Annotated in this window: 18 protein-coding genes; 4 read left to right on the plus strand and 14 right to left on the minus strand. The window is 69.1% G+C overall.

The window, feature by feature from the left end; translation table 11 throughout:
* Positions 1-112: 112 nt before the first annotated feature.
* On the minus strand, positions 113-1,168 hold the full coding sequence (locus I6I07_RS00570) for a hypothetical protein (protein WP_198485334.1): 1,056 nt from the start codon (positions 1,166-1,168) through the stop codon (positions 113-115).
* Positions 1,169-1,201: 33 nt separating this feature from the next.
* Between I6I07_RS00570 and I6I07_RS00575 the strand changes: the two genes are divergently transcribed.
* A complete protein-coding gene (locus tag I6I07_RS00575; RefSeq protein WP_198485335.1) occupies positions 1,202-1,447 on the plus strand; it encodes a DUF4262 domain-containing protein in 246 nt (81 codons plus the stop codon).
* On the opposite strand, the gene I6I07_RS00580 is transcribed toward I6I07_RS00575, so the two are convergent.
* The 11 genes from I6I07_RS00580 to I6I07_RS00630 form a co-directional block, all read right to left on the minus strand.
* The gene (locus I6I07_RS00580; protein WP_198485336.1) at positions 1,413-3,860 is read right to left on the minus strand and encodes a TonB-dependent siderophore receptor; all 2,448 of its coding nucleotides are present in this window, start codon (positions 3,858-3,860) and stop codon (positions 1,413-1,415) included. The genes I6I07_RS00575 and I6I07_RS00580 overlap by 35 nt on opposite strands.
* Before the next feature lie 86 nt (positions 3,861-3,946).
* Positions 3,947-4,897, minus strand: coding sequence for a FecR domain-containing protein (locus tag I6I07_RS00585; protein WP_198485337.1), 951 nt, complete (start codon positions 4,895-4,897; stop codon positions 3,947-3,949).
* A gap of 6 nt (positions 4,898-4,903) precedes the next feature.
* Positions 4,904-5,431 (minus strand): sigma-70 family RNA polymerase sigma factor, encoded by a 528-nt coding sequence (locus I6I07_RS00590; RefSeq protein ID WP_061072238.1) that lies wholly within the window; start codon positions 5,429-5,431, stop codon positions 4,904-4,906.
* A gap of 137 nt (positions 5,432-5,568) precedes the next feature.
* A complete protein-coding gene (locus I6I07_RS00595; RefSeq protein WP_198485338.1) occupies positions 5,569-7,998 on the minus strand; it encodes a TonB-dependent siderophore receptor in 2,430 nt (809 codons plus the stop codon).
* 68 nt (positions 7,999-8,066) lie between these two features.
* Entirely contained in the window at positions 8,067-9,056 is a 990-nt protein-coding gene (locus I6I07_RS00600) for a FecR domain-containing protein (RefSeq protein ID WP_198485339.1), read from the minus strand.
* Positions 9,053-9,559, minus strand: a complete 507-nt coding sequence (locus tag I6I07_RS00605; RefSeq protein WP_198485340.1) for a sigma-70 family RNA polymerase sigma factor — start codon at positions 9,557-9,559, stop codon at positions 9,053-9,055. Before I6I07_RS00605 ends, I6I07_RS00600 begins: the two co-directional genes overlap by 4 nt.
* A 138-nt stretch (positions 9,560-9,697) precedes the next feature.
* Positions 9,698-10,141, minus strand: a complete 444-nt coding sequence (locus I6I07_RS00610; RefSeq protein ID WP_198485341.1) for a CopD family copper resistance protein — start codon at positions 10,139-10,141, stop codon at positions 9,698-9,700.
* Positions 10,142-10,161: 20 nt separating this feature from the next.
* Complete coding sequence (locus I6I07_RS00615; protein WP_198485342.1) at positions 10,162-12,291, minus strand: TonB-dependent receptor family protein; 2,130 nt, start codon at positions 12,289-12,291, stop codon at positions 10,162-10,164.
* 89 nt (positions 12,292-12,380) lie between these two features.
* Entirely contained in the window at positions 12,381-13,064 is a 684-nt protein-coding gene (locus I6I07_RS00620; RefSeq protein ID WP_198485343.1) for an ABC transporter ATP-binding protein, read from the minus strand.
* Positions 13,057-13,851, minus strand: a complete 795-nt coding sequence (locus I6I07_RS00625) for an ABC transporter permease (RefSeq protein WP_198485344.1) — start codon at positions 13,849-13,851, stop codon at positions 13,057-13,059. Before I6I07_RS00625 ends, I6I07_RS00620 begins: the two co-directional genes overlap by 8 nt.
* Positions 13,848-14,843, minus strand: a complete 996-nt coding sequence (locus I6I07_RS00630) for an ABC transporter substrate-binding protein (protein WP_198485345.1) — start codon at positions 14,841-14,843, stop codon at positions 13,848-13,850. Before I6I07_RS00630 ends, I6I07_RS00625 begins: the two co-directional genes overlap by 4 nt.
* 61 nt (positions 14,844-14,904) lie before the next feature.
* Here I6I07_RS00630 and I6I07_RS00635 point away from each other — a divergent pair, with 61 nt between their 5' ends.
* Entirely contained in the window at positions 14,905-15,624 is a 720-nt protein-coding gene (locus I6I07_RS00635; RefSeq protein ID WP_198485346.1) for a Crp/Fnr family transcriptional regulator, read from the plus strand.
* Positions 15,625-15,724: 100 nt separating this feature from the next.
* Positions 15,725-16,471 carry a DUF1971 domain-containing protein gene (locus tag I6I07_RS00640; protein WP_198485347.1) on the plus strand — a complete coding sequence of 249 codons (747 nt, stop codon included), beginning with the start codon at positions 15,725-15,727 and terminating at the stop codon, positions 16,469-16,471.
* A gap of 30 nt (positions 16,472-16,501) precedes the next feature.
* On the opposite strand, the gene I6I07_RS00645 is transcribed toward I6I07_RS00640, so the two are convergent.
* The gene (locus I6I07_RS00645) at positions 16,502-17,317 is read right to left on the minus strand and encodes an META and DUF4377 domain-containing protein (RefSeq protein ID WP_198485348.1); all 816 of its coding nucleotides are present in this window, start codon (positions 17,315-17,317) and stop codon (positions 16,502-16,504) included.
* Positions 17,318-17,566: 249 nt separating this feature from the next.
* The gene (locus tag I6I07_RS00650; protein WP_198485349.1) at positions 17,567-23,569 is read right to left on the minus strand and encodes a DUF3320 domain-containing protein; all 6,003 of its coding nucleotides are present in this window, start codon (positions 23,567-23,569) and stop codon (positions 17,567-17,569) included.
* A 418-nt stretch (positions 23,570-23,987) separates the two neighbouring features.
* Here I6I07_RS00650 and I6I07_RS00655 point away from each other — a divergent pair, with 418 nt between their 5' ends.
* Positions 23,988-24,773, plus strand: coding sequence for an extracellular solute-binding protein (locus tag I6I07_RS00655; protein ID WP_198485350.1), 786 nt, complete (start codon positions 23,988-23,990; stop codon positions 24,771-24,773).
* Positions 24,774-24,817: the final 44 nt, after the last annotated feature.

The following is a 24,817-nucleotide window of genomic DNA, read 5'->3' on the forward strand; positions in this document are numbered from 1 at the left end:
CCGATACTAGGTCGGCTGAAATGGCCAGGCAATACAAGAGAAACATTCGAGGCTCATCTGTTGCATCGCATGCCCGGCTCACCGCCGTTCGCGCGGTTCGGCCTCGCTGGCGTCACGCCAGGAACGCCGCCACCTCGTCCGCCGTCAGGTAGCGCGTGAACGTCATCGACGGCTGCTGCGCATCATGGATCGCGCCGTTGAAGCCCGACCAGTTGCGCTTCATGCCCTCGTCGCCTTCCAGCGCGATCAGCACCCGCTTGCCGCCCTTGGCGTGGTTGTCGCGCAGCGCCGCCTCGCCCCACGACAGGCGCATGCCGTTCAGCAGCTTGCCGCCAGCGTACGCGTCGGCCTGCAGCCACTGGAAATCCGCGCTGTCGCGCTCGGCGTCGGGTTCGCGCGCGGCGATCTCGCGCCGCACGCCCAGGGCCTGCGCGTGCTCGCGCATCAGGTTCTGCAGCAGCGTGAAGGCATGGAAGTTGTTGTTGATGCCATGCGCCCGCGCCACGAACCCCGTGCCCGACGTCGGCAGCACCACCACCAGCTCGTCCTCGTAGCTGATGCGCGACGCCAGCCACAGGTAGTGCAGTTGCTCGAACGGCACGCTGTCATTGAGCGTCGTCATGGCGTAGAGCAGGTCCATCAGTTCGGCATCGGCGACGAACGCCTGATGATTGCGCGGGTCGCGCATCAGCATCGCCATCATCGGCAGCACCAGCGTGTCGATGGCCGCGACCTGCGCATCGAACGCCCAGCGCTGGTCCGCGGGAATGGCTTCGAGCCGCGCCACCGCATCGTTCCAGGCCTGGCGGTCGGCCTGCTCCACCTCGGCGTCGTCTTCCTCGACCTCCAGCGCGCAGCAGGGCCGCAGCGCTTGCAGCCAGGGGCGCAGCAGCGCCTGCAGCGTGGGGAAAAGGATGACGGGATCGGCGCCGTCTTCCACCAGCGAACCGCACATCAGCGCCAGCGCCGATGCGCGGCTGGGATGCAGGGACGGCAACAGCTCGGCGCAAAACCGCAGGCTGGCTTCGGTATGCGCCGGGTCCTCGGCATCCTGGTAGAACGCGCGCACCTCGGGGCGCTGGAAGAACGCCTCGAGGGTTTCCACGTCCTCGGCGGAGGTGACCGGGGAGCGGAGCGCGGCGGCAAGCGTGGCGTGGGAGGTCGGCATCGGCAGGCAGAAAAGGAGTCCGGGGTTGACACTATGGCACAGGCGAAGCCTGCTCCGAAATTACATTACCCCGAGCACCTGGGCTGGAACCGCTGGTTCCACGGCGGCGATGACTTCCCTTGCGTGCAGCTGTTCTGGCCGGACAAGTCCGGCCGCTTTCCGGGCCAGGCCGGCGCGCAGGCGGCGTTCCAGGCGCTGCAACCGGATCTGTCGGCCAGCGACTGGAACTGGCCGGCCGCCTCACTCAATAGCGGTAATTCACCCCCAGCATCGCACTGAACGGCGCCCCGTAGTAGTTGCTGTAGACGTTGGTGCTGGCGTAGTACTTCTTGTCCAGCACGTTGTTCAGGTTCAGCGTGGCCGACCACTGGCGGTTGAACTGGTAGCGCGCCATCAGGTCCAGCAGGGCATAGCTGCCCTGCGACGACTCGAACTGCTGGCCGCCCGGGCCGCGGCTGGTGAAGCCGCTGGCGCTTTCCCAGCGCACCCCGCCGCCCACCGTCAGGGCGCTCCAGTCGCCGGGCAGGCGATAGGTGGTGTAGAGCTTGGCGATGTGGCGCGGCAAGCCGACCTGGGTCGTGAAGCCCGTCGGCAGGCGGCGATCCACGTACACATACGACAGCTGCATCTGCCAGCCGGGCATGAGTTCGCCGCTGAGCTCGGCTTCCACCCCGCGCAGCACCGCGCCGTTGGCGGCGACGTAGGCGCTGTCGCCATTGGGCGCGAGATTGTCGCCGTCCAGCATGGCGTAGTTGTCCTGGCGGGTGCGGAACAGCGCCAGCGCGCCGTTCAGGCGCCCATCCAGCCAGGCGGATTTCAGGCCGATCTCGTAGGTATTGCCCTTGATCGGCGCGATGCCGCTGCCCGACACGGTCTGCGCCTGCTGCGGCAGGAAGATGCTGGTGTAGCTGGCGTAGGCGGACAGCGTCGGCGTCAGGTCATAGACCACGCCGGCATACGGGGTGTACACGCCCTGCTCGCGCATGTTGTCCGGATAGGCCGAACCGTCGGTGTAGGTATAGGACGCCTGCTGGTCCCACCAGGTGACGCGCGAGCCCAGCACCACCGACAGCGCATCGGTCGGGCGCAGGCGCAGCGCGCCATAGATCGCGCTCTGCTTCTCGGTGTAGTAGCGCTTGCCGTTGACCTGCCACTGCGGTTCCGGCATGTCGCCATCCCAGGCGCGGATGTCCGGAATGACCGGGTCGTAGCCCGGCGCGGTCCACAGCCGGTAGGTGTCGTAGTCGGCCTTGGTGCGGGAAAGGCTCACGCCCAGCACCACGTCATGGCGGCGGCCCAGCGCGTCGAAGGCGCCGCTCAGGCTGGCGTCGAGCGCATTCTGGGTCTTCGGGATCGGCCACTTGGCGACCCACACGGACGCCCCCTGCCCGGTCTGCGGATTGGCCCAGCCGTTGCTGCTGAACCAGCCATAGGTGCGGTCGTTGTCGTCGCCGGTGCGTGATAGCGTCAGCGACCCTTTCCATGATGACGAGAATTCATGGTCGAGCGTGGCGAAGACGTTGTAGCGCGTGCGCTCCTGGCGGCTCCAGTTGGTGGCGGAATTGAAGCGCTGGCGGAAATCGGTCTGGGAGCCGTCGGCGTAGTAGGCGGGAAAACCGAAGTACGAGCACGCCGTGCATTTCTTGCGCTGGTATTCCGCGCCCAGCGTCAGCAGGGTGCGTTCGGTCAGGTCCGCCTCGACGACGCCATAGAGCAATTGCGAATCCTGCTTGACGCGGTCGATGAAGGATCCGCCCTCCTGCCAGGCGCCCACCAGCCGCCCGCGCAGTTTGCCCGCTTCGTCCAGCGGACTGCCCAGGTCGAACTCGGTGCGCCGGTAGTCCCACGATCCCACGCTGGCGCCGACGCCGGCTTCGAATTCGCGGGTCGGCCGCTTGCGCACCAGGTTGATGGAGGCGGCGGGATTGCCCGCCCCGCTGAGCAGGCCGGTGGAGCCGCGCACCACCTCGATGCGGTCATACAGCGCGGTATCCAGCCCCAGGGCGTTGAAATCCTTGTGGGTCGGCACGCCGTCGACCTGCATGTTGGTGATTTCCATGCCGCGGGCATACAGGCCCTTTTCGTTGTCGTCGGCCGAGCCCTTCTTCTTGAAGATCAGGCCCGGTGTATTGACGATGGCATCCTCCAGGGTGTTCAGGCCCTGGTCGGTGAGGCGCTGGCGCGTCATCACCGAGACCGACTGCGGCGTCTCGCGCAGCGTCATCGGCAACCGCGTGGCGCTGGTCGAAACGCCCACCGTGTAGGAATCCGTGCCCTCGCTGGGCGCCGGTTCGCGCGCGCCCAGCACCTCCACCGGCGCCAGTGTCTGGGTATTGGCGCTGCGCAGGCCGTAGCGGTTGCCGCCCTGGCTGACGGCCTCCAAGCCGGTGCCGGCCAGCATCGCCGCCAGGCCCGGCGCCACGCCGTAATCGCCTTGCAGGCCGGCGCTCTGCCTGCCCTGGGTAAGCTTGGCGTCGAACGACAACACCACCCCCGCCTGGGCGGCGAAGCGGCCCAGGGCCAGTCCCAGCGGGCCGGGCGGCACATCGTAGCGGCGAGTGGATTGGGTGGCCGCGGCGTCCTGGGCCAGTGCGGGCGGGACGGCGCTGATGGCCGTCAATGCGATGAAGACGGCGCGCGCCAGGGGCGCGACCAGGGGAAGATGGCGGTGAGGCAAAGAAGAAGAAGGCATGGACTCAGGTTTCCGTGAAGCAGATCCGACGTAATCCCTGCTAAGTCGGATGAGCGCGGAAAAAGGACAATGCCGGGAAAAAAAAATCAGTCGCGGGCGACGACTCGGACGTAATAACGGGTAAAGCGCGAGACACGCACCGGCAAGGCGCGTGCCACCGCGGCCAGGGCTTCGTCGGTCTCGTCGAGGGGAAACGCGCCCGACAGACGCAATGCGGCCACGGCGTCATCACATCGCAACAGCCCGGGCCGGTAGCGGTCGAGCCGGGCAATGAAATCGTCCAGCCGCCAGTTGTCCACCACCAGCAGTCCGCGGGTCCAGGCGTCCGGCTCGCCGGTAAAGGCGCCCGCCACATGCGCCCCCGAAGGCGCCAGCGTGCCCTCCTCGCCCGCGTTCAGGATTACCGTGGGGCCGCCCGCTGCCGGCTCCAGCGCCACGGCATGGCGCAGCACCACCACGCGCGTCAGGTCGTCCTGGCGGGTCACGGTGAAGCGCGTGCCCAGCGGCCGCACCGTGCCATGCGAGGTGACTACGCGCAGCGGCGGCAAGCCAGGCCTGGCGCCCGCGGTGTCGACCAGGATTTCACCGGTGTGCACGAAGATGCGCCGTTCCCCCGCGCTGACGTTGACGTCCACCGCGCTGGCGCTGTCGAGCCAGAGCAGCGTGCCATCCGCCAGCCGCAGTTCGCGGCGGTCGCCCGCGCCGGTGCGATAGTCCGCCAGCATCCGGTCCAGCGGCATGCCGCGCCAGGCGACCAACCCGCCGGCGCCCAGCAGCGCCACCGCGCCCAGCCCGTTGCGCAGCGCGGCGCGGCGGCGCGCGAAATGCTGGTCGGCGCGGCTGAGGGTGTCGGCGGCCAGGCGCGCCGGCGCCGCTCCCAACGTGCCGCGCAGATTCTCGACCTGGCGCCAGATGCGCGCGTGTTCCGGATCGGCCGCCAGCCAGCGGCCATGCGCCGCCACGTCGGCCGCGCTGACGTCGTCCGCACAGAGCCGCGCGTACCACTGCGCCGCCGCGGAGATGGTCTTGTCCGCCATGGCCGCCTACTGCCTGGCCAGCGCGTACACCAGGCAATGCTCGGTGGCGCGCGCCATGTACTTCTTGACGGAACTGACCGTCACGCCCAGGCGGGCGGCGATCTCGGCGTAGCTGGCCCCTTCCAGCTGGGACATCAGGAAAGCGCGCCGCACCTTGTCGCCCAGGCCATGCAGCATGGCGTCGATCTCGCGGATGGTCTCGAGCAGGATGGCCTGCGTCTCGGGCGAAATGGCGCTGGCCTCGGGCTGCTGCGCCAGGGTCTCGAGCCAGGCGCGTTCCAGCACCTGGCGGCGGATGTGGTCGACCAGCGTGCGCTGCGCCACCGTCGCCAGGAAGCTGCGCGGCTGCCGCACGCCCTGAAGTTGCGCCATGGAAGCGGGCGACGCCAGCAGCCGCAGGAACGTGTCCTGGGCCAGGTCGGCCGCCTCGGCCGGCACGTTCAGGCGCCGCAGCAGCCAGCCTCGCAGCCAGCCGTGGTGGTCGCGATACAGCCTGCCGAGCTCGCGGTGCTCCAGGGATTCCGTGGACGACATGGCCGTGACGAATGCGTTTTGAGGATTTCGGGAATGGGAATTGTAATCATTATTGATGGAGGCGTTAAATCCCCTCTTTCCCGTCCTCACTGCGCGGGGCCGGCCACACCCTTGCGGCCGGCCCCTGGCCGAGCCACCTAGAACTTGTAGCTGACCTTCATCCAGACGTTGCGCGGCGTCCCATAGTTGTAGCCGTTGTAGCCCCCCAGCCCGCTGTAGTAGCGTTTGTCGGTCAGGTTGTCGATATTGATCGACGCCGTCACCTGCTTGCTGAACTCATACCGCGCCATCAAGCCCAGCAGCGTCACGCCGCCTTGCGACGCACGGCCCAGGCCGCTGGACTCGTCGTAGTAGATGCCGCTCTGGTAATTGACGCTGCCGCCGACCGTCAGCTTGTTCCACGCCCCCGGCAGCCGATAGCTGGCCGCCAGCCGGAACAGGCGCTCCGGATAATTGGGCAACAGCAAGGCGCCCTCGTTGTCGCGCTTGGCGAAGTAGGTATAGCCGCCCATCACCTGCAGGCCGCGCGCCACCTCGCCCGCCACCGTCACCTCGAAGCCCTTGCTGCGCGCGCCGGCCACCGACCGGTACGGCGTGCTGCCATCGGGCAGCGGCGGCGCGCTGGGGTCCTCGACCGGCACGTTCGCTTCCTGCGTGCGAAAGAGGGCGAAGCTGGTGTTGAGCTTGCCGTCCAGGTGTTCGCCCTTCAGGCCCAGCTCGTAGTTCTTGCCGGTCTGCGGCGCCAACAGCGCGTTCGACGAATCGCGTTCCGATCGCGGAATGAAGATGCGGGTGTAGCTCGCATAGGCCGAGAAATTGTCGTTCAGGTCCACCACCGTGCCGGCATACGGCGTGAATTCGCCGTTGACCTTGGCGGTGGGGTTGGTGGTCCAGAGATTGGCGGGGCCGTTGTAGGACGAGGACTTTTCCTCGTACCAGGTGGCGCGCCCGCCCAGCACCAGCGACACCGGCTCGGCCAGTTTCAGGCGGGTGGAACCGTAGACGGCGGTTTCCTTGGCGTCCAGGAAAGTATTGAAGTACGTGTAGTAGCGGCTTGGCTTCGGGAAATTCTGCAGCTGGTAGAAATTCAGCGGACGCCGGTCCCAGCCGTTCGGATTGGCCGAATTCAGGTTCAGCTCGCTGGTGTAGTCATTGACGCTGACGCCCAGCGCCGCCTGGTGCTCCATGCCAAAGGCCTGGAACGGGCCGGTGGCGTACAGGTCGAACGACTTGTTGGTGGAGGTGGCCGGGTTCTGGCGGATCTCGATGGTCGAATCGCCATTCTGCTCGACCGGGAAATACTCGAACAGGTAGCCCCAGAGGGCCTTGCGTTCGTTCTTGAGCCGGCTGGCATCCATCTTGACGCGCCAGCCGTTGGCGAAACGGTGGTCCAGCGTGACGAAGATCTTGTCGCTGTACATGTCCCACTGGCTCCACGGCGTGCCAGGGTTGAACGAGCGCGAGAAATGGGTGCGGCTGCCGTCGCTGTAGAACAGCGGCGCCTGGCCGAAGTTGGCGCCGTCGATGGCGGTCTTCTGGTGTTCGAAGCCCAGGCTCAGCGTGGTGTTGGACGTGATATCCGCTTCCAGGATGCCGTAGAAGACATCGTCGGAACGCTTCTTGTCGTCGATGAAACTGTCGCCCGCGGTGCGCGAGCCGATGACGCGCCCGCGCAGGCTGCCGCTGGTGTTCAACGGACCGCCGACGTCCAGTTCCAGGTTGTAGTTGTTCCAGCGCCCCACGCCCGCGGTGGCATGGCCGGCGAAGTCGGCGGTGGGCCGCTTGCGCACCAGGTTGACCGAGCCGCCCGGCTCGCCCACGCCGTTGAGCAGCCCGGCCGCGCCGCGCACCACCTCGATGCGATCGTAGATCACGGTGTTGATCATGCCGATCTCGGCCGCCGGGGTCTTGAACGCGAACGTCGGCACGCCGTCGATCATCGTGCTCAACGCAAAGCCACGCGAAGTGAAGGTGACGCGCTCGTCGAGCTTGTCGGCGACCACGCCGGGCGTCTGCCGCAGCACGTCGTCAAGCGTCACGAGATTCTGGTCGTCCATCTGCTGGCGCGTGACGACGCTGACCGATTGCGGGGTTTCGCGCAGGGACAGGTCCATGCGCGTGGCGGAGGTGGCCACGCGGGTGGTGTACGAGCCCGTGCCTTCGCTCGGCGCGTCGCCATCGCGGCTGCCGGTCACTGTGACGGCCGGCAGCGCGGTCACGTCCGCCGCCGGCATGCGCCGCAGCGTGTAGCCGCCATCCGCGCGCCGCACGGGTTCCAGGCCGCTGCCCTGGAGCAGCTGGCGCAAGCCCTCTTCAAACCCGTAGCTGCCGCTCAGGCCCTGGGTGGTCAGGTCCCGCGTCAGCGCCGGATCGAACGACAGCAACACGCCGGCGCGCGCGGCATAGGCCGACAACGCGGCGCTGAGCGGGCCGGGCGCGATGGCCACGGCGGAGGTCTGCGCCTGCAGGGGCGCGGCCAGGGCGGCCACCGGCAACGCGAACAGGCGGGCGCCGCGCAGGACGCGGCGGGATGCGCTTGCGCGCAGGCGGGGGAAACGCGGGGGCATGACGGGGTAACTCCTCACGGTGGGTCTTACCCTCGTAGCCAGTCGAGACGCGAAAAGTGCTAATCGCGTTACAAATTCGTTCCACTGGCGCCGCGCGGCAGCACCGATACCCAGTAGCGCGTGCGGTAACGCAGGCGCAGCGGCAGCGTGTCGGCCACCGTGGCCAGGACACGGTCGGGGTCGTCCAGCGGAAAGGCGCCGGAGATCGGCAGGTGCGCCACTTCCGGCGCGCAGTCGATCCAGCCGCTACGATAGCGCTGCAATTCCGCCAGGAAAGTCCGCAGCGGCATGCCGTCCACCTGCAGCATGCCGCGCTGCCAGGCCGACGGGTCGCCGGACACCGGTTCGAGGCCGGCGCCGATGCCGGCGCCGAAACTCAGGCGCATCCCGGCCGGCACCTGACGCGCGCCATCGGCCGCCGCCCCGCTCGGCAGCACCCGGACCGCGCCTTCCAGCACCTGCACGGTCGACACGCCATCGTCGCGCCGCACCACGAAACGCGTGCCCAGCGCAGTGATGCTGCCTTCGCGGGTGCGCACGATGAAGGGCCGCACGATCCGCTCGGGATCGGGCGCGGTCTCGACCAGGATCTCGCCGGCATGCAGCGCGATCAGGCGCTGATGGGCGTCGAACAACACGTCCATCGCGGTGGCGGCATTGAGCACCACGCGGCTGTGATCGGCCAGCACCACTTCGCGGCGCGCGCCGGACGGCGTGCGGTATTGCGCCACCCAGCCGCGCCAGGCCTCGTCGCGGCAGGCCAGCCAGCCCGCGCCCCCGGCGCTGGCCAGCAGCGCCAGCTTGCCCAGCGCGCGCCGGCGGCTCGCCGAGCGCGGCCGCTCCAGCACCGGCAACACCCCCTTGGGCAGCGCCTCGAAGCGTCGGGTCAGGGCTTCAGTGCGCAGCCAGGCGCGTTCGTGTTCGGGATCGGCCCGCCGCCAGGCCTGCCAGGCCTCGTGGTCGGCCGCGCTGGCGGTGCCCGAGGTCAGCCGCAGGAACCACTCCACCGCGCCGTCCAGCGCGCGCGGATCGATGCCCCCCGCCCCGCCGGCGCTCACGGCGCCAGTTCCAGGCACTGGCGCAACGCGCGCGCGATATACAGCCGCACCGACCCCACGGAGACCCGCAGCGTGCTGGCGATCTCGGCATGCGTCATGCCCTCGAGCTGGCACAGCAGGAACGCGCGCCGCGCCGCCACCGGCAAGCCATCGAGCATGGTGTCGATCTCGACCAGGGCCTCCAGCGCCAGCGCGCGCGCCTCGGGAGACGGCGCCAAGGGTTCAGGCAATTGCGCCAGCGTTTCCAGGTAGGCGCGCTCCAGGTCCTTGCGCCGCAGGTGATTCACCATCAGCCCATGGGCGATGGTGGCCAGATAGGGACGGGGCTCGCGGATCTCGCCGGGCTCGCGCTGGCTCAGTACCCGCAGGTAGGTGTCGTGCACCAGATCGGCGGCATCCAGCGCGCACCCCAGTTTCTTGCGCAGCCAGCCTTGCAGCCACCCCTGGTGATCCTGGTAAAGCGCATGCAAGGGATGCTGCGGAGAGGGGTCGGAGGCAGCCATGGGGGTCGCGCGGGCAGAGATGAGAATGACTACAATTTACAATACTGCGCCCTTGCGTGGGGAAATCCGGCCACCACCGTGGTATCCGCGCCGCACCCGCCAGGCCTCTTCCTGGGCGTCGACGGCGTCGCCCTCCCCTCACCACGTCACATAGAACATCGCCTTGGCCAGCACCACGATGCCGACCATGTGACAGAAGACACTGATATGTATGCGCCGCTGCAACGCCGGCGCCAGCCGCCGCTTGCGGGCCAGCACCAGCGCCGAGACGACATGGAGCGCCACGCTCACGGCCAGCGCGATCTTGACCGACAGCAGGATGCCCAGCGGCGAGCCGGCCGGATGCGCCAGCACGCCGCGGTATTGCCACGCCAGGCCCAGGCCGGCCAGATACAGCACCAGCACCGCCCACGGCACCGTCCCGCGCACGCGCGGGCCGAGCTGCGCGCCAAGCGCCTTGCGCACCTCGGGCGGCAGGCGCCGGTGCACCGGCTCCAGGAACAGCACCTCGAAGGTCACCGTGCCGACGAAGACGAAGGCGGCCAGCAGGTGCAGGATCAACAGCAGGGGATAGGTGTTCATGGCGGTGCCCGGATAAGTCATCAGAACCGGTAGGTCACGCCCGCGCTGAACGCCCGGCCGTTGCCCGGCAGGAAAATCGGCATGGCCGCCGTCGCGCTGTTGCGGATGGCGTAGCTGCTGGCGTAGGTCTTGTCGGTCAGGTTGTCGGCCTGTGCGTAGGCGCTCCAATGCGCATCGTGTTCGTAGGCGATCTTGAAACCCAGCAGCGCGTAGGCATTTTGCTGCGTGCCCGGCGCGTTGGCGTGGTTGGTCTCAGTGTCGCTCATCAGCCAGCGCAGGTTGGGCCCCACTCGCCAACCGCCTTTGCGGTACATCAACTCGGCGCTCAGCAGATGGCGCGGCACGCCGGCGATGCGATTGCCCTGGAACTCGCCCTCGCGGAAGCGGAAATCGCTGAAGGTGTAGGCAACGCGGTAGTCCAGCAGGCCGTCGCCCGGCGCCGGCAGGCTGCCTGACAAGCCGGCCTCGATGCCCTGGTGGCGGGTGCGGCCGCGGTAGTTGTAGGTGCCGGCCGGCGTGCCGTTGGCATTGGTGACGGACATGAGTTCATCCTCCACCCGGCTGCGATAGATCGACACGGCCCAGCGCAGGTCGCGGCCGGCCACATCGAAAGTGCCGTCGCCGCCGATCTCATAGGTCAATGCGCGTTGCAGGTCGAGCTTGCTCATCGAGGTTACGGCGGTGGCCGGGTTCATGGGCGCGGGCACCTCGCCGTTGACAATCTCCCAGAAGGTCGGCGCCTCGTTGCTGCGGCTGACGTTGGCGTACCAGCGCTGCGTCTGCGCCGGCTGCCAGACGATGCCCAGGCGCGGGGTGGCGTAGTTCCAGTCCTGGTCCAGGGTCTTGCCGCTGCCGCGCTCGCGCGCATCGCGCACGGCCTGGGTGTACTTCAGGTCGCCGACCAGGCTGAGCTGCCCGGTGAGATGCCAATCCAGGCCGACCAGCGCGCTGCGGTTCTCGGCCGTCAAGGCATAGTTGCCGAAGCGTTGCAGGCGGCGGCCATCGGCTGGACGGATGGCGTAGAGGTCGCGGTCCATGTTGCTGCGTTGCCAGTCCAGCGCCACGCGGTAGTCGACGCTGCCGGCCTTGCCGGCCAGTTGCCACGCCAGGCCGTAGGTATCGCCGTCGGTGACATTGGCGACCTGCGGGTTGGTGAAGTCGTCGTTGGTGCGCTGCCAATAGAGGCCGGCGGTCTGGTTCAGGTCATCGCTGCCCCAATAACTGCGGTTGGCGATGCGGAACTGGCTGGTGTCGCGGTGCGGATCACGGTTGTAGACGTTGTTGGCCAGGTCCTGCGGCGAATTGCCGTCGCCCAGCACGCCGCGCGGATCCGCGTACATGCGGGCCTTGGGCACCGGCTGGGGAATGTCGAACTTGAGGTCGGTGTATGACAGATAGGTGCGGTTCTCGAAGGTCCCGCGACGAAAGCCCAGGTTGCCCTGGAAGCTGGAGCGCTCGGACGCCGAGTGATGGCGGTAGCCATCCGACTTGTCGTAGCCAAAGCTGAAGCGGCCATCCAGGCGCTCGTCCTCGAAGCCCTTGGACAGCGTGACCGAACGCGTGCCGAAGCTGCCCGTGCCGAGCCGGACCAGGTCGCTCTGGGTGCCCGTGAGCGACTGGAAGTCGACCTCGCCGCCCAGCGTCGTGGCCCCGGGAGACAGCGCGTTGGCGCCGCGCCGCACGGCGACCAGGCCTGCATTGCGGGGTTCGAGCAGGCTGATGACGAAGGAGCCGTCGGCATCGTTCAGCGGCAGGCCGTCCTGCATCAACAGGATGCCGCGGCTGAGCGGATTGCTCTGGATGCCGGAACCGCGGATATTCAGCCGCGGCTGGTCCAGTCCGCCAAAGAATTCCTGCACCACCACGCCCGGCTGGTAGTCGAGCGCGTCGCGCAGCGTGACCAGGCGCACCTCCTGTTGCGGCAGGATCAGGTTGGTGCCGCCCGGCACGGCCTGCTGTTCGGCCTGGACCCGCTGGGGACCGGGATCGAGCCCGCGCGTGGCGGACTCGCCGGACACGACCACCGGCGACAGCGAGGGCACGGCCCGGTCGGCCGTGGCGGGAGGCAGCGATTGGGCATGGGCCGCGGACAGGCCGAGCACACCCAGGGTAAGGCTGGACGCCAACTGGCGCAGGAGGGGGGACGTCATGCGAATACTTCCACGTGGCAAGGAAAGAAAACGTTCATGGCAAGGCCGGCGAACGGGGGAAAAGGCGGGAAACCTTGGGAACATCCGTGTCAGGGTGCGGCGCCGGCCTCCAGCAGCAGCGCGCGCAGGCGAGCGGCGGACAAGGCGCCGCTGGCATCCGGTTCGATCGGGATGACCTGTCCCTGCCGCACCAGCACGCAGCGGTCGACCAGGCCCAGCAGTTCCTCGGGATCGTGGCTGATGCACAGCAGCGCCGCACCGCTGCGCGCCAATTCCTCGCGGCAGCAAGCGGCCAGTTGCCGGCGCAGCGCCGGATCGAGCGCGCTGAAGGGTTCGTCCAGCATCAACAGGTCGGGTCCCGGCGCCAGGGCGCGGGCCAGGGCCACGCGCTGCGCCATGCCGCCCGACAGCTCGCCGGGCCACGACTGCATCGCCGCATCCAGGCCCACCCGGCCCAGCCATTGCGCCGCCCGCGCCCGCGCCCTGGCAGGCGCGTGGCCGGCCGCGCGCAGCGGCAACGCCACGTTGTCCAGCGCATGGCGCCAAGGCAGCAGCCGCGGCTCCTGGAACATCAGCACGGCGTGACGGAAATCGTTGCGCAAGAGGCCGGCGCTGGGCCGCGCCAGGCCGGCGGCCAGGCGCAACAGGCTGCTCTTGCCGGCGCCGCTGGGGCCGATCAGCCCCAGCCGCTCGCCCGGCCGCAGGCGCAGGTCGACATCGCGCAGCACGGATTGCGCGCCGTAGCGCAGGGACAGGCCGCGCAACTCAAGCATGGCTCGGCTCCATCCAGCGCCCCAGGCGCCGCTGCAGGGGTTGCAGGAACACGAATTCCAGCAAGGCCACCAGGCCCAGGATCAACAGCACCCAGGCGTACAGCTCGGCCGTGTCGAAGGTGCTGCGGGCATTGGCCAGCGCATAGCCCACGCCGTTCTCGGCGCCCAGCACTTCGGCCATGACCACCAGCCGCACGCCGCCGCAGGCGGCGATCAGCAGGGCCGCCAGCAACGGCGCGCTGAGCGCGGGCAGGTACAGGTGCCGCAGGCGCAGCCACGGGCCATAGCGGTAGACCTGCGTCATCTCGATCAGCTTGCGGTCCACGTGCAGCATGCCCTTGACGGTGTTGACGTACATGCCGGGCGCCATCATCAGCGTGGTGATGAAGATCACCATCGACGAGCCCAGGCCGAACCACAGCATCGCCAGCACCACCACGACCACCGGCGGCATCGCCATCAGCAGCCAGCGCAACGGCTCGATCAGGCCACGCAAGCGGGCGCTGTGGCCGGCCAGCATGCCCAGCGCGAAGCCCAGCGACGCGCCGGCCAGCACGCCCACGCCGATGCGCATCAGGCTGACGCCGGCATTGGCGAAGAACTGCGGACTGCTCACCAGCGGACCGATGGCGCGCAGCGCGTCCCAAGGCGTCGCCATGAGCAGCGGCCCAAGCTGGCGGGCGGCCAGGTGCCAAGCCAGCAACAGCAGCAGCACGCCGGCCACGCTCCAGGCGCGCGAGGTGCGCAGGACAGGCGCGCCCAGGCGCGCAGAGGATGGGCCGCTCATGGTCCGTAGAAGCCGGCGGGCGGCAGGCCGCCGCCGATGGCTTGGGGATAGCGGTTGGCCAGCAACTGGTACAGGGCTTCGAGGTCGGGCCGCGCTTCACGCGCGCTGCGGCTCTGCAGGCGCGTCTGGCGGATGGCGGCTTCGAGCGCGGCCTGCGGCATGTGCGGCAGATGCTCCCGCACCAGCGCCGCGCATTCGGCGGGGTGATCCATGCACCAGCGCGCCGAGGCGGCGTAGGCGCTGTCCACCGCCTGGCACAGCGCCGCGTCGTCGGCCACGCCGACAGCGGCCATGATGCCCGCCTGCGGCAGGGAGGGCTGGGCGGGAAACGCGGCGCGCCAGGCCTGCTCCAGGCTGGGGCCGCGATGCAGCGCGGGCGCGCCGGCCTGCTGCCGTGCCCGCCACAGCAGCAGCGACGCCATGGGTTCCACCAGCAGCGCGTGTTCCGCCTGGCCGTCGAGCATCAGCGCGATCGCGTCCTGGCCGTCGCGTGTGCGGCGCAGCTTGACGGGCGCCAGGCCGCGCGCGGCCTGGGCCTCGAGCAGCGTGTCCAGCAGCACCGCCGGCAGGTCGCGCTGGAACGGCACCGCCAGCTCGCGGCCGGCCAGGTCCTCGAACGACTGGATGGCCGGATCGCGGCTGACCAGCCAGAGGATGCCCCAGACCGAGATATTCAACAGCCGCACCGGCAAGCCGCGGTTGCGCAGCAACGCCGGCAGCGTGCTGGGCGTGGCGCTGAAGTCGACATCGCCGTTCACCAGCAGCGCGCGCAACTGGTCGGCGCTTTGCCACAGGCGGAAGCGCACGCTGTCCGCCTGCCCGGCCAGGGCGCCGGTCGCGGCCATGTGCATCAATGGGTAGCTGACCACGGCGCCAGGCCCGGCCAGTGTCAGCGTGGCGCGAGGGCGGGCACGGGCCACGCCCCAGCCTGGCAGCAGCGCCGCCGCGGTCATCGCGGCGCAGAATCGGCGGCGCGTCGGGGGATTCTTCATGGAATTTCAAATGGGAATTGTTATCGTTTAAAATTTTCCCATTCACGCGGAAAGACCCAGAATGACAAATATCAATCTGCCCGATCCGGTCGCGGCGGACCTGCTCGCCCGCCATGCGCTGCTACGCGGCCTGCCGCCGCTGGCCGCCGCCGAAGTCGCGGCGTACCTGGTGGGCGACGCCGTGCCGCTGCGCGCCGAGGCCGGGCAGACCCTGTTCGGCGAAGGCGACGTCGCGCGCCACTACCTGCTGGTCGGCCAGGGCCAGGCCGAGGTCATGCGCTATGGCTTCAACGGCGACGAACGTGTCTTTCGCGTGTTCGAGCCGGGCACGCTGATCGCCCATGCCGCCATGTTCATGCCGCACGGCCGTTATCCGATGCAGGCGCGGGCGCGCACCGCCTTCCAGGGGTGGCGGCTGTGCCGGCGCCGGCTGCATGAGGCCTGCCGCCAATGGCCCGACCTGGCGCTGGCGTTGCTGGCGGGACTGAGCAAGAACCTGTATGACCAGGTCAACAAGGTCGACTGGATGACGTCCAGCTCGGCGCCGGAACGACTGGCCAACTACCTGATGGGGCTGCGCGAACGCCAGGGCGACGTGGTGACGCTGCCGCTGAACCAGCGCCAGCTGGCCGCGCATCTGGGCATCCGCGCCGAAACCCTGAGCCGGTTGTTGAACGATTGGCAGACGCAGGGCCACGTCAGCGGCAAGCGCCGCGAATGGGTACTGCACACGCCGGCCTACCTGGAAAAACTGGCGACGACGGCAAAACGGCCGTTCTGACGGGCCGGCCCATCACGCCCATAACGGCGCTCGGGCCACGATGCGGCGGCCGCCAATGACATTCGTCATCGGCGCGGCCCTCCGTCGCGGGGACAATGGGATGGATCCTTTTCCTCCCCTCCGTCATGCCCCCCACCCCCCCGACCTGCCCGACGCCCCGATCAGCGAGCACGACATCCATCGCCTGGTGCACCGGTTCTACGCCCGCGTGCGCCAGGACGCCACGCTCGGCCCGATCTTCGAGGCGCGCGTGACCGACTGGGATGCCCACCTGGCCATGCTGTGCGACTTCTGGTCCGCGCTGCTGCTTGGCACGCGCCGCTTCAAGGGCGCGCCGATTCCGGCGCACGCGCGTATCCCTGATCTGTCATGGCCGTTGTTCCAGCACTGGCTGGCGCTGTTCCATCAGGTCACCGCGGAACTCGGGCCGCCGGCATTGCAGGCGCAGGCCGACGCCATGGCCGAACGCATCGCCGCCAAGCTGTGGCATGTCTGGCAGCACCGGCAGACCGCGCCCAGCCTGCCGGACACCCTGCCCGCGGGCGTGCGGCCCTACCGGGACAGCCCGATGTTCACGCCCGACAACCTGCCGGCCGCGCTGCGCGCCGCACATACGACCAAGGCGGGAACCTGGGGATTGTTGACCGTGCACAGCGGCGTGCTGCGCTACGCACTGGACGATCCACCGCACACCGAGGTGGTGCTGGCCGCCGGACAGCGCGTGTTGATCGCGCCGCAAGTGCGGCACCACGTCGCCTTCGAACTGCCGGGGAGTTTCCAGATCACGTTCTGCCGGGCGGAGCCGGGGGACGGGAACGGCCCGGCGGAGAACCCGCCGGCCGCATGACGCGTCGCGCCCGCCCGGGGCGCGACCGCCCTACTTCTTCTTGCCCGAGGCGTCCTGCTCGACCACCAGGTCCAGCACGTACACCTTCGACGGCGCATCGGCGGGCGGGTTCTTCCAGTCGTAGCGCTTCACACGCAGCACGGTACGCACGCCGTCGCGATGATCGTAGCCTTCGATCGACTGGTACAGCGGATGCCAATCCTCCTGCGGCGGCAATTGCACGCCGGCGTCGTTGTAGCGGCGCTCGCGCACCATCAGGCACTGGTAGCGCGGAATCATGGGGTGGCTGCAATCGGCGCGCTTGGGCGCCACTTCCAGGAACATGGTTTCGCCGGCGCTGCCATACAGGGTTTCCGGCGTCGGCTCGCCAACGAACTTCAGCACGCTGCCATCCTGCGCCACCAGTTCCAGGGCCGGTTCGGTGGACTCGCCGCTGAGCGTGGCGCGCAGGTCGCCCTTCAGGCGCTGGCCGATCTCGGCGTCCAGTTTCATCAAGCCGGGCTCGCACGCCTTCATCGTCGAGGCGAGGTTGGCGACGCGCAGCACGCCGTCCTTGTAGGTGTAGCCGCCGAACTGCGTGTTGCAGCCGCCACGGATATTCATGCCGTCAGCCGAGAACGACAGGCGCAGCGGTTGCTCGATGCCCCTCTGCAGCGCGGGAATGGCCTTGCCCGAGGCATCGGTGGCCGCCGCCAGGCGCCAGTAATAGGCCGGCAGGCTCAGGGCGGACCGGGACGACGACGCGGTGGTGGACATGGTGGATGATCCTTCGCCAGGAGAGGAAACCGGCGCGCAAGCCTGCAGCAGCGCGGCGCAGACGGACGCCAGGAGAATTGTTTTTTTCATGGTGGGTTCCTATCAGCCGTGTGGCACTGATGAAAACCCGGATTTTACGTCCGCGCCATGGACGAAAAAGGCGGATCGCGCCCTGGGACGTATCCAAATCTTGCCACGCGGCTGAACGCAGGCTGACATCGGCAATGGCGCCCAGGCCCCTCATGCCGCAGGGACGCCGCCCGAATCGCGGCACGCGCCACGCGCGGATCACGGCCGCAGCCCGATTACAGTCTGACACTCACGCGCGCCGGGCCGGCCTCACGCCGCGCGCAACAGGCCCGCGTCTTCTTGCACCCGGCCTTGCGCCAGCAGAGCCGCCACCGCCAATCCCAGCCGCGCCTCGGCATCCGCCAGCGTGCGCGACAGCCCGAGCATGCGGCATACCGACTTGATCACGTCCGCCCGGGGCGCGCTACCGGTCATGGCCAGCACCTGCAGGATGCCATTGGCCAGTTCTTCCAGGCAGACATCGTCCAGCCGGCGGCGGGTGGCCTCGTCTTCGGCCGCGCCGCGGAACCCGGTCCAGGCCGCCGGGCGCACGCCAGCCGGCCAATAGAACGTGACCTCGTCTTCCTGCGTGCGGCCCGAGCCGGCGGGCGCCAGCATGCGCAATCGTTCGACAATGCGCACGCCGGTACGCTCCAACCCCCAGGCGCGCGCCACGCGGCGGTGCAATACCGTCTCGGGCAGCGGGCCTTCGGTCTCGATCACCTGCCGCAGCGCCTCGGCCAGCGGCGCATTGCTGGCGCGGTCGTGGAACGCCGCGGCATCGCCGCGCGGCAGGTCGGCGACCCGGTACGTGGAGAAACCATCCGCCAGGCCCGCCGCGACGCCGGCGGCCGCGTCAGTCGCCGGCTCCCCCTCTTGCGTGACGATCGTGAAGGTGACCTCATCCTCGGCGTGCGCGGAGGCGTCCTCGGCAGCCGGCTGCGCCGCCGGGGTGTCCTCCTCCCGCGCCAGTTCCGCCTCCAGGCGGACCAGCAGCTTTTCGACTTCGCGCTCGGGGTTGATCCACCAATCGGTCGACCAGATCCGGTGCAGGCGCCATCCCAGGCCTTCCAGCACCACCTGGCGCAGGCGGTCGCGGTCGCGCGCCGTCGCGCCGGAGTGATAGGCGCGGCCGTCGCATTCGATGCCCAGCAGGTATCGGCCCGGCGCGCGCGGATCGACCACGCCCATGTCGATGCGGTAGCCCGAGCAGCCGACCTGCGGATGCACCACCCAGCCCCTTTCGCGCAGCACCTTGATGACCTGCGTCTCGAACGGACTGTCGGGCTCACGCCCGGTCGGCAGCGACTGCTCGACCAGCGCGCGCGGCCCCTTCAGGGCGAATTCCAGGTAATGCTTCAGATCGCGGACGCCGGCGGCGCGCACGCGCGACAGGTCGATCTGCTCCGGCGCCAGGGTGCTGTAGATCACCACGCCCTCGCGGGCCCGCGAGATCGCCACGTTGAGCCGGCGGTGCCCGCCTTCGCCGTTGAGCGGACCGAAGTTCATCGTCATCTTGCCGGCGGCGTCCGGCCCGTAGGTAATCGAGAAATAGATCACGTCGCGCTCGTCGCCCTGCACGTTCTCCAGGTTCTTGATGAACAGCGGCTCGCGCGACTGCGCCGAAATGGCCTTGTCCAGATCGGCGTTGGCCCGGCGCCGCGCATCCAGCAGCGTCTCGATGAGCGACTGCTGCGGCTGATTGAACGTCACCACGCCCAGGCTCTGGCGGCGGCGCGCAGGATCCAGGTAATGCTGCTCGATGCCCCTGACGATGGCGTCGGCCTCGGCGCGATTGCTGCGGCTGCCGCCGCGGTCGTAGACGCCCGCCACGCGCTCCAGCCGCACCGCGACGTCATCGGTGACCGGCGACGGGAAGGTGATGAGCTGCGAATCGTAGTAGGTCACGTTGCTGAACGTGATCAGGCTTTCATGCCGGCTGCGGTAGTGCCATTGCAGGCGCAGGCGGTTCATGTCGGCGCCCAGGCATTCGTCCAGGATGCTCTCCAGGTCTTCGACCTGGCCGTCGTCGCCGGCGCCGTCATCGTCGTTGGCGGACTTGCTGAAAAAGCTGGTGGGCGGCAACTGCCTGGTGTCGCCCACCACCACCAGTTGCTGCCCACGGGCGATGGCGCCGACCGAATCCCATACCGGAATCTGCGAGGCTTCGTCGAACACCACCACGTCGAACTGCGAATGGCCCGCGTCCAGGTATTGCGCGACCGACAACGGCGACATCAGCAGGCATGGCTTGAGCTTGGGCAGCAGCGAGGGCAGGCGCTGCATCAGCTGGCGCACCGGCACGTGGCGGGTCTTCTTCTGCAATTCACGGCGCAGCAGGCCCAGTTCGCTGTCGGGGCTGACCAGGATGGCGTTGCTGGCCGGCACCTTGCCCGCCAACAACGCGCCGATATAGGCCGAAGTCAGTTGCTGGAAGCGGTCATCGGCCTGGCGGAACTCGCGGATCTTGCGCTCATGGTCGGCGCTGGAGAATGATCGCAGCAACGGCGAACGGTCGATGACCTTCTTGACCCACCAGTTGCGATAACTGAAATCGAAATGGGCCTCGACCTGGGCCAGCGGCACACGGCCTTGTTCCAGCGAGGCCACCAGCCCCTGTAACTGCATGCCAATGGCCTGCTCGCGCGCCTGGCGCCAGACGCACCACGGCATCAGGCTCTGCTTGTGGCCGCGCCACTCGGCCAGCACCCCCTGGATGCGCGCCAGCGCGCCGGCCTCGTCGTCCTGGCCATGCAACGGCGCGGTGGGCCGGGCCTGCGCGTCGACGGCGGCAAGCCGGTCGCGCAGCGCTCGCCAGGCATCGCGCGTCTCCAGCAAGCGCTTGCCCAACGTGGCGCCAGGCGACAGGAAGGCGCGATTCTCGGCCACCAGCGGTTGCAAGTGCGTGCGCAGCGCGATCGCCGCGGCGGGGTCGCCGGCCATCAGCGTGACTGCCTCGGCGAAACGCCCGGCCCATTCTTCATGGCGCCCGACCTGATCCCAGTCGGTATCCAGGCCGGCATAATCGTTCAACAGCAAACGCTGGGCGTCGGCCTTCAAGGCAGCCAGCTCGCGGTCCTCGGCGTTGACCCGCGCCAGCGGCGCCAGCATGGCGGCAACGGCCGCCTCGCCTGGACGCGCGCCATCGACGCGGAATGCGGCCAGCCGCTTGCGCAGGCCGCGCTTGGCGAAGACGGCCTTGGGCCACCAGGTGGCGCAGGCGGCCTGCCACTCGACCGTCAACGCCGTCGCGTCCAGGTCCGCCAGCCGCGCCTGCCAGGACGGGCCGACATCGGCCCAGTGCGCGTTGCGCGCCAGGCCATGGCGCGCCATGGCCTGCACCTGTTGCCGCGCGGCCGGATCGTGCGCCTGCGCGGCCAGACCCGCCGGCACCTGCGGCGCCGCCAGCAACACGTCGAGCAGCGCGTCCAGCCGGGCATACGCCGGCAGGCTCAGCCCGTCGACCGGCAGGCCCAGCCCCTCGCCCGCCGCGCCGGCGCATTGCTTGAAGACGTCCACCGCCTGGTCCAGCGCCTGCGCCGCCGCCAGCAGCGCGTCCTGCCAGCTCGGGCTCCATTCGGTCATGCCGATGTGCGCCAGCGGGTGGCCGTGCAACCTGCCAAGTTCGGCGGACAGCGTCGACATGCGCCGCGCCGTCTCGCGCAGTTGCGCCAGTGCCTTTTCGCCATGGGCCTGGGCATCGGGCCAGAACATGGGCGACGGCTCCTGGCCGGCATGCTGGATGCTGGTGCCGATGGCGTCATAGACCGTCAGGCCATTGTCATGCCGCTGGTGCAGGGCTTCGACCAGTCCGTTCAATTCCTGGCGCAGCACGCCCAGCCGCTCGGCCTCGCGGTTCCATTCCTCGCCGGTGCGCTGGCTGCCGAGCTCCAGCGCCTTGCCCAGCTGTTGCAACACCTCGGATTTACGCGCCTTGGAGGAATGCAGTTCCAGGCAGAACGGCCCCAGGCCGATGCTGGCCAGGCGGCGATGCACCACCTCCAGCGCGGCCATTTTCTCCGAGACGAACAGCACCGTCTTGCCGCGCGCCAGCAGATGCGCGATCAGGTTGGTGATGGTCTGGCTCTTGCCGGTGCCCGGCGGCCCTTCCAGCACCAGGTCGCGGCCCGCATCGACGGCGCAGATCGCCTTCAATTGCGACGAATCGGACAACAGCGGCGTCAGCAGGTCCTCCGGCCGGTAGTGCTCGTCCAACCGATCGAAGCGGGGATCCCAGGGCGCTTGCGCGAAGGCCTGGCCCGGATGGTCGATCAGGTGCTGCACGACGCGGTTGGCCTTGAGCTGGCCGGTGCGGTCCTGCAGGTCCTTCCACATCAGGTATTTGGTGAACGAGAAGATGCCCAGGTGCACCTGCTCCAGCACTTCCCAACCGGGGATCTCGCGCACCGCCAGGCGGAACGCCTGCAACACCCGCGCCACGTCCACGCCCTTGTCGTCGGTGGGCAGCACGTCCAGGCCGGGAATGCGCAACTCGTAGTTGTTGCGCAGCATCTGCAGCAAGGTCGGATTGATGATGGTTTCGTCGTCGTGACGCACCAGCCGGAAGCCGCTGCGCACGGATTGGCGCTGCAGCGATACGGGCATCAGGATCAGCGGCGCCAGGTGCGCGCTTTCGGCGGTGGGGTGCTCGGTCCAGCGCAGCATGCCCATGGCCAGGTACAGCGTGTTGGCGCCGCCCTCCTCCAGGCCGGTGCGCGCGGCGCCGAAGATCGCCAGCAGGTTCGCGTCCAGCGCCTCCTGCGGCACGCGGGCGATCAGTTCCTGGTTGGCCAGCGCTTCCAGCGCCATGTCGTCCAACGGCGCGCGGCCGCCCCGGTCGACATGCACCTGCGCCACGCGCGGGTCGCTGCCTTCCATCAGCGCCGCCGGCAAGGGGCGGACGCGGAACTCGCTGCCGTCGGCAATCGCGTCTTCCAGCCGGCCCAGGTCCGGCACCACCAGCGGCAACGTCGATTTGGTGTTCTTGAAATTCAGCAGGCGGTTGCGCAGCGTCAGGTCCAGCAGGCGCGACTTCCATTTGGCCAGCCGGCCTTCGGGGGTATCGTCGGCCGGTTCCAGGCTGATGACGAACTCGGGATCCAGCGGCGGCAGCGCGGGCGTCGGCTCGATCGCGGCCGGCGCTTCGGTGGCGTCGGCCTCTGCGGGCGCCATGCCGACGGCGCGCGAGGGCAAGGGCTTGATCTGCAATTCGCGCGCGCGGTGCACGTCGATGGCATAACGGAACGATCCCTCTTCGCGCAGGTGCGCCGCGCCCTGCTCCAGTGCCAGCCGCAGCGACGGACGGAAATTCGGATGCTGGGCAATGCCGGTGGTTTCAAACGCCAGGAACTCGCCACTGTCCACGCGCTTGCGCACGGCCTGCACGTCATCGGTCAGCGGATCCGCGAAACAGGCCGAATGCAGCCATACCCCGACCCATGCATGGCCCTCCTTCATCAGGATCACGGGGCGCAACCCGGCCTGCTCCAGGCACGAAGAGAACAGCATGGCGAGATCGAGGCAGGTCGCCACGCGGGCGTCCAGGATGCGATCGGGCGTGCGGATCTTCTGGCCGTCCACGCCGAACGAGGCGGGCGGCTCGGCGTAGTGCAGCGTTTCGGCCGCCAGCGTGCTGTAAATGGCCGATACCTGCTTCCAGACCGCGTCGCGGCTCTTGGACTGGTAGCCGTTCATCGTCAGGTCGCTGTGCTGGCCGCGCAGCAGCCGGGCCGCCTTGCCGATCAGCGCGTCCACGGCGGGATTGTTGGGCATCGAGAAAGCGGCCAGCAATTCCGGCAGCGCGCGCGTGCCGGCCCACTGGTCGTAGGCCAGCACCGACACGGGCCGCGAGGCGCGTCCCGCTTCCTGGCCGGCGGCCAGCGCCGTCACGTCGATCGTGGCGCGCTGCGATTCCTGCAGCTCGGCCAGATAGGCATGGTCGGGGGTCAGGTCCAGCGGCGCGATCCGGCGGATCTCGCCCGGCACCAACGCGTCGAACCGCAACCGGACGCCCTGCGCGAAGGCCGGATTGCAGCGGATGTGGACCTCGACGTTCTCGAACGTGCGCGACGAGCGGTTGGTCAGCCGCAACGACCGCACGATCGGCACCGCGTTCTGGATGGAGGCGTAGCCCAGGGTCGGGTCGGCTTCGATGTCGATGGCGATGGCGATGGCGATGGCGTCGGGCGCCTCCGGCGCCGGACCGGCGGTCGCGCCGGCATGCGCCGCGCCCTCCTGGATGGCCGGGGGTTCCAGGTCTTGTCGCTTATCCATCGCTCTCTCTCCGTTCGGTTCATCGCCCGCCGGCCCCGGCGGCGCACGATGGGCGGCCATGCAGGCCGCGCAGGCGCCGGGCCCGGGGAGCCGTCGGGCGGGCAGTCTACGCGTTGCGCGGGCGTTGTGGAACAAGCCGCGGCGGCAACGGGTTTCGCCCAGCGACTATAGACTGAAATATCGCCTTCTCCGGGCGGGCGGCGGCTTTTTTCAGGGCCCGGACGGCCGCGCGCCAGCGAATCATGTCGCACTTGCGCCCGGCGTCCGGAGCCGGCATCCCCCGCGATGGAATATTCGCGCCGGCCGCGGTGTCTACAGCCAGGAGGACTCGCGCCCCCCAAGGCGCCGGGTCCCGCTCGCCCCATCGCCTGTCGGTGCGCCGTCCGCGCGCCGACAGGCCTTACCGGAGAACCCCGATATGCAGTCGCATCCGCTGAAGTTGATCCCGCGTGTCGCCAGCGCCCTGCTGGCGCTTGCGTGCCTGGCCTCGCCCGCCGCCTGGTCCGCGCAGGACCTGAACGTCTACGGTCCGGGCGGCCCCGCCCCCGCCATGAAGGAAGCCGCCGAAGCGTTCGGCAAGCAGCACGGCATCCAGGTCAAGGTCACCGCCGGCCCCACGCCGGCCTGGGCCGAACAGGCCAAACAGAACGCCGACGTGCTGTTCAGCGGCGCCGAGAACATGATGAGCGGCTTCGCCACCACCCTGCCCGGCGTGTTCGACCTGCGCGATGCGCGCACCCTCTACCTGCGACCGTCGGCGATCCTGGTGCGGCCGGGCAACCCCAAGGGCATCCAGGGCTTCAAGGATCTGCTCAAGCCCGGCATCAAGGTGATGGCGGTATCCGGCGCCGGCCAGACCGGCCTGTGGGAAGACGTGGCCGGCCGCCTTGGCGACATCGAGACCGTGCGCGCCTTCCGCGCCAACCTGGTGCTGCCCGAGGCCGGCAACAGCGCGCAGGCGCGCAGCCAGTGGACTGAGGACAAGGGCATCGACGCGTGGCTGATCTGGAACATCTGGCAGGTGTCCAACCCGACGCTGGCCGACGTGGTGCCGGTGGAAGAGCCCTACCGCATCTACCGCGACGCGGGCGCGGTCGTGACCCGGCATGGCAAATCCAATCCGCAGGCGCAGGCCTTTGTCGATTTCCTGGCCTCGGCCGACGGCCGCGCGATCTTCAAGAAGTGGGGCTGGAAGACGGACTGACCCGACGGGAACGCGTCAGCGGCGTTCAGCGATAATCAGGCAAC

The sequence above is a fragment of the Achromobacter deleyi genome (genome assembly GCF_016127315.1).
Lineage (GTDB): Bacteria > Pseudomonadota > Gammaproteobacteria > Burkholderiales > Burkholderiaceae_B > Achromobacter > Achromobacter insuavis_A.

What these genes read in the sequence shown, in the direction of transcription:
- I6I07_RS00570 (WP_198485334.1), bottom strand. Translation starts at nt 1,168, where the DNA reads ATGCCGACCTCCCACGCCACGCTTGCCGCCGCGCTCCGCTCCCCGGTC.
- I6I07_RS00575 (WP_198485335.1), top strand. Translation starts at nt 1,202, where the DNA reads ATGGCACAGGCGAAGCCTGCTCCGAAATTACATTACCCCGAGCACCTG.
- I6I07_RS00580 (WP_198485336.1), bottom strand. Translation starts at nt 3,860, where the DNA reads ATGCCTTCTTCTTCTTTGCCTCACCGCCATCTTCCCCTGGTCGCGCCC.
- I6I07_RS00585 (WP_198485337.1), bottom strand. Translation starts at nt 4,897, where the DNA reads ATGGCGGACAAGACCATCTCCGCGGCGGCGCAGTGGTACGCGCGGCTC.
- I6I07_RS00590 (WP_061072238.1), bottom strand. Translation starts at nt 5,431, where the DNA reads ATGTCGTCCACGGAATCCCTGGAGCACCGCGAGCTCGGCAGGCTGTAT.
- I6I07_RS00595 (WP_198485338.1), bottom strand. Translation starts at nt 7,998, where the DNA reads ATGCCCCCGCGTTTCCCCCGCCTGCGCGCAAGCGCATCCCGCCGCGTC.
- I6I07_RS00605 (WP_198485340.1), bottom strand. Translation starts at nt 9,559, where the DNA reads ATGGCTGCCTCCGACCCCTCTCCGCAGCATCCCTTGCATGCGCTTTAC.
- I6I07_RS00610 (WP_198485341.1), bottom strand. Translation starts at nt 10,141, where the DNA reads ATGAACACCTATCCCCTGCTGTTGATCCTGCACCTGCTGGCCGCCTTC.
- I6I07_RS00615 (WP_198485342.1), bottom strand. Translation starts at nt 12,291, where the DNA reads ATGACGTCCCCCCTCCTGCGCCAGTTGGCGTCCAGCCTTACCCTGGGT.
- I6I07_RS00620 (WP_198485343.1), bottom strand. Translation starts at nt 13,064, where the DNA reads ATGCTTGAGTTGCGCGGCCTGTCCCTGCGCTACGGCGCGCAATCCGTG.
- I6I07_RS00625 (WP_198485344.1), bottom strand. Translation starts at nt 13,851, where the DNA reads ATGAGCGGCCCATCCTCTGCGCGCCTGGGCGCGCCTGTCCTGCGCACC.
- I6I07_RS00630 (WP_198485345.1), bottom strand. Translation starts at nt 14,843, where the DNA reads ATGAAGAATCCCCCGACGCGCCGCCGATTCTGCGCCGCGATGACCGCG.
- I6I07_RS00635 (WP_198485346.1), top strand. Translation starts at nt 14,905, where the DNA reads ATGACAAATATCAATCTGCCCGATCCGGTCGCGGCGGACCTGCTCGCC.
- I6I07_RS00640 (WP_198485347.1), top strand. Translation starts at nt 15,725, where the DNA reads ATGGATCCTTTTCCTCCCCTCCGTCATGCCCCCCACCCCCCCGACCTG.
- I6I07_RS00645 (WP_198485348.1), bottom strand. Translation starts at nt 17,317, where the DNA reads ATGAAAAAAACAATTCTCCTGGCGTCCGTCTGCGCCGCGCTGCTGCAG.
- I6I07_RS00650 (WP_198485349.1), bottom strand. Translation starts at nt 23,569, where the DNA reads ATGGATAAGCGACAAGACCTGGAACCCCCGGCCATCCAGGAGGGCGCG.
- I6I07_RS00655 (WP_198485350.1), top strand. Translation starts at nt 23,988, where the DNA reads ATGCAGTCGCATCCGCTGAAGTTGATCCCGCGTGTCGCCAGCGCCCTG.